Source organism: Scytonema sp. UIC 10036 (assembly GCF_009725235.1).
The window spans coordinates 1-9,551 of sequence record NZ_WJFC01000331.1 but is presented as its reverse complement, the minus strand read 5'-3'; the positions used below and the strand labels follow the sequence as shown (position 1 = coordinate 9,551).

The window sequence follows — 9,551 nt, the reverse complement described above, 5'->3', positions numbered from 1 at the left end:
CCCCTAACCCCTAACCCCTATCAACAAATCCCAATTCATACCATAGGTAGAAATTCTTGTTTAGCCTGTAAGGGACTCAAACAATCCAACGGTATACTAGGCATGGGAATTGCAAAAGATCTTAAATTTTGCATGATTTAGAAAGAAACAGTAAGAGGTGAATTTACAGTTATTAACATACAAGGGTAAAGGAAAGAATGAAGAATCGAGGATAAAGGATGAAGAATAAAGGGTAAAAACACCATACTTTATACTTCATACGACCTACTTCATACTTCACACTTCATACTTCATAACTTGATAGAACATGAATTCAGGAATTGATCTGCAAGGAACGTTTATTGAATCCCTCGTGGAGTTAGGGCTGCCCGCCGATGCCGCTAAAGCCATTTGGATGCCACTACCGATGATACTGATGATAATTGGTGCAACGGTAGGGGTACTAGTCTGCGTTTGGCTGGAACGGAAGATTTCAGCAGCAGCACAGCAGAGAATTGGTCCTGAGTACATAGGTCCTTTTGGTTTGCTGGCACCTGTAGCAGATGGTCTTAAGCTGGTTTTTAAAGAAGATGTGGTGCCAGCCAAGTCTGACCGAATACTATTTACCCTCGGCCCAATTATTGTGACAATTCCGGTGTTTTTGTCCTATTTAATTGTGCCTTTCGGACAGAACCTAGTCATTACAGACGTTTCGCTAGGGGTCTTCTTGTGGATAGCCCTATCTAGCGTTGCACCGATTGGTTTGTTGATGGCTGGTTACTCATCCAATAACAAATACTCTCTCTTAGGAGGGTTGCGGGCAGCAGCACAATCAATTAGCTATGAAATTCCTTTGGCACTCTCGGTGCTAGCCATAGCTATGATGTCCAACAGCCTCAGCACTATTGACATTGTCAATCAGCAATCTGGTTATGGCATTCTTGGCTGGAACATTTGGCGGCAACCAGTTGGCTTGATCATTTTTTGGATAGCAGCCCTTGCTGAATGCGAACGATTGCCCTTTGACTTACCCGAAGCAGAAGAAGAACTCGTAGCAGGTTACCAAACCGAGTACTCCGGGATGAAATTTGGTTTATTTTACCTGAGTTCTTACGTTAACCTAGTCCTTTCTGCCCTGCTGTTCGCAGTTTTGTACTTGGGCGGTTGGGATTTCCCCATTCCCCTGAATTTGATTGCCAATGTCTTTGGAGTCAGTGAAACAAATCCCATTCTACAGGTTGTGACTGCCTCATTGGGAATCACCATGACTGTACTCAAAGCATACTTCCTCGTTTTTCTAGCGGTATTAGTACGTTGGACAGTGCCACGAGTTCGCATTGACCAACTGCTAGATTTAGGATGGAAGTTCTTGCTACCAGTAGGCTTGGTTAACTTGCTACTAACCGCAGCCCTGAAAATAGCTTTCCCCGTTGCTTTTGGCGGATAAATGAATTTTAGATTTTAGATTTTAGATTTTGGATTGAATCTGAAATCTAAAATCTAAAATCCAAAATCCAAAATTCTGAAGAGAGAGACACAAAAAATGTTGAAATTCCTGAAACAAGTTGGTGATTACGCCAAAGAAACCGTGCAAGCAGGTCGGTATATTGGTCAGGGGTTAGCTGTTACTTTTGACCATATGCGGCGACGCCCGGTAACCGTACAGTACCCATACGAAAAACTGATTCCCAGCGAACGGTTTCGCGGTAGGATTCACTTTGAGTTTGATAAGTGCATTTCCTGTGAAGTTTGTGTTCGAGTATGTCCCATCAACCTACCTGTAGTGGATTGGGAATTCGACAAAGCAAGCAAAAAGAAAAAGCTCAAGCATTATAGCATTGACTTCGGAGTTTGTATCTTCTGCGGTAACTGTGTGGAATATTGTCCGACCAACTGTTTATCCATGACAGAAGATTACGAACTTTCCACCTATGACCGCCATGAATTGAACTATGACAACGTGGCATTAGGACGTTTGCCATACAAAGTCACCCTTGACCCCATGGTGACACCTTTGCGCGAACTGGTTTACCTACCCAAAGGCGTCATGGACCCCCACGGTTTACCTGACGATGCGCCCCGCCCTGGTGCTCGCCCAGAAGATCTTGTGGAAAAAGAGTAAATGTTAGTGGTTAGTGGTTAGTAGTTATTAGTAGAACAACTAACCACTAACTACTAACTACTAACGACTAGCAAAGGAAAAAAAAGTGAATCTAGCAGCAGGAGTACAGTTTGTTTCTTTTGGCATATTAGCAGTGATGTTACTTGGGGCAGCACTGGGTGTCGTCCTGATCGAGAACATCGTTTACTCTGCCTTTTTGCTTGGAGGCGTATTCGTCAGCATTGCTGGTTTGTACCTGTTGCTGAATGCTGATTTTGTAGCAGCAGCGCAATTACTCATCTACGTTGGTGCAGTCAATGTGTTGATTTTGTTTGCCATTATGTTAGTGAATAAGCGGCAAGCTTTTGCACCTTTTCCTACGGCTTGGATACGTAAAGCACTAACAGCAATTGTAAGCGTAGGATTGTTTGCGCTTTTAAGTACAATGATTTTGGCAACTCCTTGGTCATTGTCTAATGCTCAACCCGTGGCAAACTCTATTGTTCTCATTGGCGAGCATTTCTTCAGTGACTTTTTACTGCCTTTTGAACTAGCTTCTGTCTTGCTGTTAATGGCAATGGTAGGTGCAATCATTTTGGCGCGTCGCGAATATCTACCGGAACAAACTCTCTCTCAAGATCGGCAAACCGTTTTGACTTTGCCAGAACGTCCTAGAGAACTAGTATCGGTAGGCGAAGCAAGTAGGAATATACAGTAGAGCTAATGGCTAATGGCTAATGGCTAATGGTATTAGGGCAATTAGCAATTAGCCATTAGCAATTAGCAATTAGCAATTAGCCCGTCGAGGTATTAAGATTCATGCAAATCCAGTACTTTTTGTTACTAGCAGCAGCTTTGTTTTGCATCGGTATTTATGGTTTAATTAACAGCCGCAATGCTGTGCGAGTCCTGATGTCTATTGAGTTGTTGCTCAATGCTGTTAATTTGAACTTAATGGCGTTTTCTAACTACCTAGACTCCACTGCAATTAAGGGTCAGGTATTCACTATATTTGTGATAACCGTAGCGGCAGCAGAAGCAGCGGTAGGTTTGGCTATTGTACTTGCCATCTATCGCAACCGCGATACTGTCGATATGGAGCAGTTCAACCTCCTAAAGTGGTAAATTCGTGGATCTAAAGCAGGTAATTATTGCTTATAAAGCACGAGACCCCCAGAGCAAACGTTGGGCAGAAATTTGTGCAAAGCAACTAGAAAGTCGCCAATGCCAAGTTCTGATGGGACCAAGCGGGCCAAAAGACAATCCTTATCCAGTATTTTTGGCGTCTGCAGGTCAGCCAATTGACATGGCTTTGATACTTGGTGGTGACGGTACTGTTTTAACTGGTGCGCGACATTTAGCCTCAGCTGGCATCCCAATATTAGCTGTTAATGTGGGAGGTCATCTGGGGTTTCTTACTGAATCACCAGAAGAGTTTAAAGACACTGAGAAAGTTTGGGAAAGATTGTTGGAAGATCGCTACGCTATCCAACGTCGGATGATGTTACAAGCTGCAGTGTTTGAGGGTAACAGTACTAATTTAGAACCAGTGAGCGATCGCTTTTTCGCTTTAAACGAAATGTGTGTCAAACCTGCTTCTGCCGATCGCATGATCACCTCAATTTTGGAAATGGAAATTGATGGTGAGGTTGTGGATCAGTATCAGGGCGATGGGTTAATAGTCTCGACACCCACTGGTTCAACAGGTTACACTGTTTCTGCCAACGGTCCAATCGTGCATGATGGTATGGAAGCGATTACCATCACTCCTATTTGTCCGATGAGTCTTTCGAGTCGCCCCCTCATTTTACCTCCAGGTTCCGTTGTCAGCGTTTGGCCTTTAGGTGATTACGAGTTAAGTACCAAACTATGGACTGATGGGGTTTTGGCAACTTCAATTTGGCCCGGACATCGCGTTGATATACGCATGGCAGAATCTCGAGCTAAGTTCATTATCTTGCGAGAAAATAACTCGTACTATCAAACGTTGCGAGAGAAATTGCTGTGGGCTGGTACAAGAATTCACTACAGCAGTAATAACCACACAAATTGATTTGTTGCAACGCGCTCGGCATCAAAAAGTTGCAACTTCATTTTGTAAAAAACTATGTAGGTGGGACTAAACCCCACCTTCTTGGTATTGTCTCGATCCGGTGGCTCCGCCCATCAATGACAAGTTAAGGCTATGATGCATTTGTCAATCAACCTATAGTATGAAAATAATGCCAAAAACTGTGAGAAAAAATATTGTTTTTAGTTGAGCAATCACCTAATCTTTGCACTCATCATTCACTTGTGCGCTCAAACTTCAGTATAAAGATTATTTGAATACCTGATTTTTCTTAAAATTTCAGCATAATTTACAATTGACAAAAGCAATATTATTTTAAACTGTCACCAATGGGCAGAGCCTATTGGTGACAACTTAAGAAAAAGGTAAAATCTAACAATGCCTCGCCAAGTTCTTCCATCTGATTGAGGGAAGGGGTTCTTCAGATCCCTGGCTGTGCAGGAGTTGCCTTTGGATCTGAATTAGATTTGAAGAAGCTCAAATCCGTTTAATTCGATACAATCGGTAATTGGTAACTGTTAATCTGGTAGTTAAGTAATTTTAATTTACCCGTTACCGATTACTAACGATCGCAGATAAAGGTTGGTTGTACTTTGACTAGCAGTATTAAAAGAAATTTTCAAAATAAAGTCTCTTGGCAAAAGCGCCTACAGTATAACTTCGACAATTTTATGTCGAAGGGGGGGTTCTCAGTATTTCTGGCATTATTGTCATTATTTTTTGGTGCTTTTACTGTAATGACAATAGTTCGTTATATATCTGAAGCCTTCTTTCCTAATGAAACAGGAGAATCCTCAGATTTGTACTGGGAAGTCTTTGTCCAGTTGATTGGGCTAAGAGATACGGGAGATAATGCTAATTTAGCTACTAAGATTGTTGGTGTACTCACGATTTTTATTGGCTTGGTATTGTTTTCTAGCCTTGTCGCTTTCATTACTCAAGAATTTGAATCAAGACTCCAATTACTTCGAAGAGGTAAAAGCCTAGTAGTAGAAGAGAACCATACCTTAATTTTAGGATTCAGCGACAGAATTGTAGACATTATTAACGAGTTAGTCGTCGCTAATGAATCTGTTGCGGATGCAGTTGTTGTCATCCTGTCTCATCAAGATAAGGAGGAAATGGATGATTTCCTTCGAGATAATCTAAGCGACCTCAAAACAACACGTGTCGTCACTCGTAATGGCATTATCACGAATTTAAATGACTTAGATAAAGTTGGAGTTAAGGTTGCTAAATCGGCTATCATTTTAAATGATTCCAAAGCTTCTGATGCAGAGGAAGTCAAGGCTTTAGCCGATGCAAGGGTTGTAAAAGCAATACTAGCAGTTGTGGCAGCTAATGAAGAAACCTCCTTGCCACCTATTGTTGTAGAATTACACTCGCAACAATATCGTAGACTTGCAGAAAATATTGCGCCTGGAATCGTCACAACTTTGAATGAGGCAGATATTTTGGCACGGATATTAGTGCAAACTTCAAGAAGTTTGGGGCTAGCGACAGTTTATTTGAACTTGGTGGGTTTTGAAGGTCACGAATTCTATTTCTATCGTCCGGAAAAAAACTGGCAAGGTATAACCTTTGGAGAATTGCCATTTCGTTTCTCCAATGGTATACCAATGGCGGTACGTCATGCAGATGGCACTTTAACCATCAAACCCAGCAAAAATTACCAGTTAGTTGAGAATGATGAAGTTGTCATCCTCGCAGAAGATGACTCAACTATCAAGTTTCATTCACAGCCTGTCGTACAACCAAAAAATTTAGGCTATGGTGGCGATCGCAAAATCCTAGAGCGTAAGCCTGAAAAGTATCTTGTTATCGGGTGGAACAGCAAAACTCCAATTATCCTAGAAGAATATGCCAAATACTTGGTTGCTAATTCACAAGTTAACTTGGCAGTACAGGATTTAACTTCTGATATGCAGGCTGAATTTGAAAAGATTTCCAAGAAATACTCAGACATTAAGATGGATATTCTAAAAGTCGATCTCAACTCAGTCGAGCAGCTTGTTGCACTCAAGCCCTACGAATATAATAGTATTTCAATTTTGGCTCTAAGCGGACAAAATGCTGAAGAAATAGATGCGAAAACTCTCACAATTTTGTTAGAACTCAGGCAAGTCTTTCGAGATTATACCCGAGAAACTGGAGACAAGATTACGACGGAACTGATTGCAGAAATCGTTGATTCTGAAGACACCGATCTAGTTATTAAAGCGGGTGTGAAAGACTTTCTTCTCACCAACCAATTCGTCTCTAAAATTTTAGCTCAGGTATCTCAAGAACCTGATGTCATGTCAATCTACCACGATTTGTTCTCTATGGATGGAAGCGAACTGTATATCAAGCCTGTATCGCTTTACTTTCCAGAGGAACAGTTTGGCAAGTTGAGTTTTGCGGATTGTGTAAAAGCTGCACAAGAGCGTGACGAGTTGTGCATTGGTGTAAGAATTGGTGCGAGCGCTCGCGATAAGGAAAAGAATTTTGGCATCTACTTAGCACCAAATCTAGATAAACAGCTAAATCTCAATTTCAACGATGCATTGATTACTTTGGCTGAAGATGAAACTTGACGACTAATTCTGTTTTTCTGGGGGAATGGCAGTACGATAAATTGTGTAACGTTAGCGGCACCAGTGGCTAAGCTGAAGAAAACGCCAATTTTAGCGATGGGAAAACCACAGCCTAATTTTTGACTACCTGACTGAGGATAATAATATTTCTTTTTTCTTGTCTCTTAATTTTAGTACTCTCTTAAAAGAGAAATTAGCAAACCTTTTGTTAAAAAAACTTTACAACCACACAAATTGATTTTTGGCAACGTTATCAGCATCTACAATTTGCAATCTCATTTTGTAACGCACCTCATGTAGGATGGTACAGTGAGCGTTGGATTGTTGACTGAAAAAAAGGAAACTTGGGAGTTTGTCCCAAGTTTTTGTTTGGTTAAAGGAGTGCGTAGTTTGCAGAAAAGGGAAACCGCAGTTTCCTCTTCAAATACAAACGAAATGACGGAGCGCTTAACAAACCCTTTGTCAATTTTTAGGAAGATTTCCCAAAATTGAGTTTTCAGTTCTTCCGATTGTTGCTAGGATCTGTAGAAAAAGAACTTGATGATTGACGAAACTTGGGATAATGTCTCAAGTTTTTTCAGTTATACTGCTCCTCCGCCTACTCCTGTTCCACCACCACCCAAGAGTCCGCCTAGGAGTCCGCCCAATAGCCCGCCTACGATTGGTATTCCGTCTAAGATTGCTAGTCCGCCTACTGCGGGGGCTACTCCGCCTACTGCGGGAGCTACTCCGCCTACTACAGATATTAAATCTTCAGTGCTCAGTTCTTCAACTTGGTTAATGGATTGCAATTCAGTTTCCAATTCAGCGATGTTGATGATAGCCATAATTTTCCTCTGTTGTAACAACTAAAATTCTTTTCAGAATATCTACTTAGATAATCTAGCTAAAAGATTTACCAACAGGCAACTTGAGGGATTTTAGTTCGGCGTAAGTGTAACTATTTAGTCCTAGAGGAGAATTGCTGTTTGTTCAGAAAATGTGATATATAGGCTTTCTTCGTATCTCAAAAACATACTCCCGAAACGCCAGAAGATTACTAAAATACGTAAGTAGGGCTATGCTGCACAATAACGAATGTTCGGCATAGCCCACTCTACTACTACAAAGAGCAGTTGGGTTTCGTTCCTCAACCCAACCTACGTGTTTTCGTACCTTTTAGGCTTAACCGACAAGTATTGGTTCTAAACCTTGAAAACTCATGTAATTTTTAATATTTTTTAAAAAGTATCAACATATACTTTTTGTGAGATAAATATAACACTAAGATTGCAACTCGATGATTGATACTATCAGCTGCATACATACAGCAGATTTCAACTTGGTGAGGTACAAAAATTACCCCCCTCTGTCCCCCCGATGCTTTGGGGGATGAAAGGGGGGTGTACTCCATTTAGATGCAAAGCACTGTATTTAGCTGATTCATTTAAAGTCAAATTATGTAGATATGACAAAACAATTTAATCGACGGAAGTTTTTAGTTTACGGTTCTGCTTCCTTTGGTGCAAGTATTTTGTTAAAGGGTTGTGTTAACAATTCTTCAACTGATAACACAGAAAGTTCAGCACCTACTGCTTCTCCTGTCAGTGCTTCTAATACTGGAAACACAATTAAAGTAGGAATCTTGCATTCTCTCAGTGGAACAATGGCGATTAGTGAAAAAAGCGTTGTAGATGCTGAAAAATTAGCAATTAAAGAAATTAACGCTACTGGTGGTGTTTTAGGCAAACAAATTGAAGCAATTGTTGAAGATGGTGCTTCTAACTGGGACACTTTTAGGGAAAAAGCTACCAAATTAATCGACCAAGATAAAGTTAGCGTTGTTTTTGGTTGTTGGACTTCTGCTAGCCGTAAGAATGTCAAGTCAGTCTTTGAAAGTAAAAACCATATGCTCTGGTATCCAGTGCAGTATGAAGGTCAAGAATGTTCCCGAAATATCTTCTATACTGGTGCAGCGCCCAATCAACAAATTGAGCCATCGATTGATTGGTTGCTAAAAAATAAGGGCAAAGAATTTTTCTTAATCGGCTCTGATTACGTTTTTCCCCGTACAGCTAACACAATTATTAAATCCCAACTAGAAGCACTTGGTGGTAAAACTGTTGGGGAAGATTACTTACCTCTAGGTAACACAGAAGTGACACCTATTATTACCAAAATTAAGCAAGCATTACCAAATGGTGGAGTGATTTACAATACGCTAAATGGTGATAGCAATGTCGCTTTTTTCAAACAATTAAAAGCTGCAGGACTAACAGCAGATAAATATCCTTCCATGTCTGTCAGTATTGCAGAAGAAGAAGTAAAGGCAATTGGCGTGCAGTATCTCAAAGGTCATTACGCAGCCTGGAACTACTTCCAAACAGTAGACAATCCTGCTAACAAGAAATTTGTTGAAGCCTTCAAGAAAGAATATGGTGCAGAACGGGTGACAAATGACCCAATGGAAGCAGCTTACACTGGTGTTTATTTGTGGAAACAAGCAGTAGAAAAAGCTGGGACAACTGATTTAGCCAAGGTACGTTTGGCAGCATACGGTCAAATTTTTGATGCTCCTGTAGGCAAAGTGACAATGAATGCCAATCATCATCTAACCAAAATTGTGCGGATCGGTCAAGTAAGAGATGATGGTTTGTTTGATATTGTTTATGCTACTCCTGCTCCTGTTGAACCAATTCCTTGGAATCAATTTGTGAAGGAGACTAAGGCATTTTCTTGTGATTGGTCCGATCCAACTAAAGGCGGTAAGTATAAGAAGGTGTAAGTGGTTAGTGGTTAGTGGTTAGTGGTTAGTGGTTAGTGGTTAGTGGTTAGTGGTTAGTGT

8 protein-coding genes are annotated in these 9,551 nt (G+C 40.8%); 7 read left to right on the top strand and 1 reads right to left on the bottom strand.

The features are described 5' to 3' along the window. Positions 1-307 precede the first annotated feature (307 nt). The 6 genes from nuoH to F7734_RS59140 all read left to right on the top strand — a co-directional run bounded on the left by nuoH (position 308) and on the right by F7734_RS59140 (position 6,727). Positions 308-1,426 carry an NADH-quinone oxidoreductase subunit NuoH gene (gene nuoH / locus F7734_RS59165; RefSeq protein ID WP_155753493.1) on the top strand — a complete coding sequence of 373 codons (1,119 nt, stop codon included), beginning with the start codon at positions 308-310 and terminating at the stop codon, positions 1,424-1,426. Positions 1,427-1,525: 99 nt separating this feature from the next. Next, complete coding sequence (ndhI, locus tag F7734_RS59160; protein ID WP_207714479.1) at positions 1,526-2,101, top strand: NAD(P)H-quinone oxidoreductase subunit I; 576 nt, start codon at positions 1,526-1,528, stop codon at positions 2,099-2,101. Between the two features lie 85 nt (positions 2,102-2,186). Further along, positions 2,187-2,798 carry an NADH-quinone oxidoreductase subunit J gene (locus F7734_RS59155; protein WP_166482825.1) on the top strand — a complete coding sequence of 204 codons (612 nt, stop codon included), beginning with the start codon at positions 2,187-2,189 and terminating at the stop codon, positions 2,796-2,798. Between the two features lie 101 nt (positions 2,799-2,899). Beyond that, complete coding sequence (gene nuoK, locus F7734_RS59150) at positions 2,900-3,205, top strand: NADH-quinone oxidoreductase subunit NuoK (RefSeq protein ID WP_038093176.1); 306 nt, start codon at positions 2,900-2,902, stop codon at positions 3,203-3,205. Between the two features lie 4 nt (positions 3,206-3,209). After that, positions 3,210-4,133 (top strand): NAD(+) kinase, encoded by a 924-nt coding sequence (locus F7734_RS59145; protein ID WP_166482824.1) that lies wholly within the window; start codon positions 3,210-3,212, stop codon positions 4,131-4,133. Between the two features lie 755 nt (positions 4,134-4,888). After that, a complete protein-coding gene (locus F7734_RS59140) occupies positions 4,889-6,727 on the top strand; it encodes a hypothetical protein (RefSeq protein ID WP_207714478.1) in 1,839 nt (612 codons plus the stop codon). Positions 6,728-7,308: 581 nt separating this feature from the next. Here F7734_RS59140 and F7734_RS59135 read toward each other — a convergent pair. Then, entirely contained in the window at positions 7,309-7,554 is a 246-nt protein-coding gene (locus tag F7734_RS59135; protein ID WP_155753491.1) for a hypothetical protein, read from the bottom strand. A gap of 620 nt (positions 7,555-8,174) precedes the next feature. Between F7734_RS59135 and urtA the strand changes: the two genes are divergently transcribed. Next, entirely contained in the window at positions 8,175-9,491 is a 1,317-nt protein-coding gene (gene urtA / locus F7734_RS59130) for an urea ABC transporter substrate-binding protein (RefSeq protein WP_155753490.1), read from the top strand. The last annotated feature ends 60 nt before the right edge of the window (positions 9,492-9,551 follow it).

Bases quoted from the DNA above. Each gene is read 5' to 3' on its own strand.
- nuoH (WP_155753493.1), top strand. From the start codon at position 308: ATGAATTCAGGAATTGATCTGCAAGGAACGTTTATTGAATCCCTCGTG.
- nuoK (WP_038093176.1), top strand. From the start codon at position 2,900: ATGCAAATCCAGTACTTTTTGTTACTAGCAGCAGCTTTGTTTTGCATC.
- F7734_RS59140 (WP_207714478.1), top strand. From the start codon at position 4,889: ATGACAATAGTTCGTTATATATCTGAAGCCTTCTTTCCTAATGAAACA.
- F7734_RS59135 (WP_155753491.1), bottom strand. From the start codon at position 7,554: ATGGCTATCATCAACATCGCTGAATTGGAAACTGAATTGCAATCCATT.
- urtA (WP_155753490.1), top strand. From the start codon at position 8,175: ATGACAAAACAATTTAATCGACGGAAGTTTTTAGTTTACGGTTCTGCT.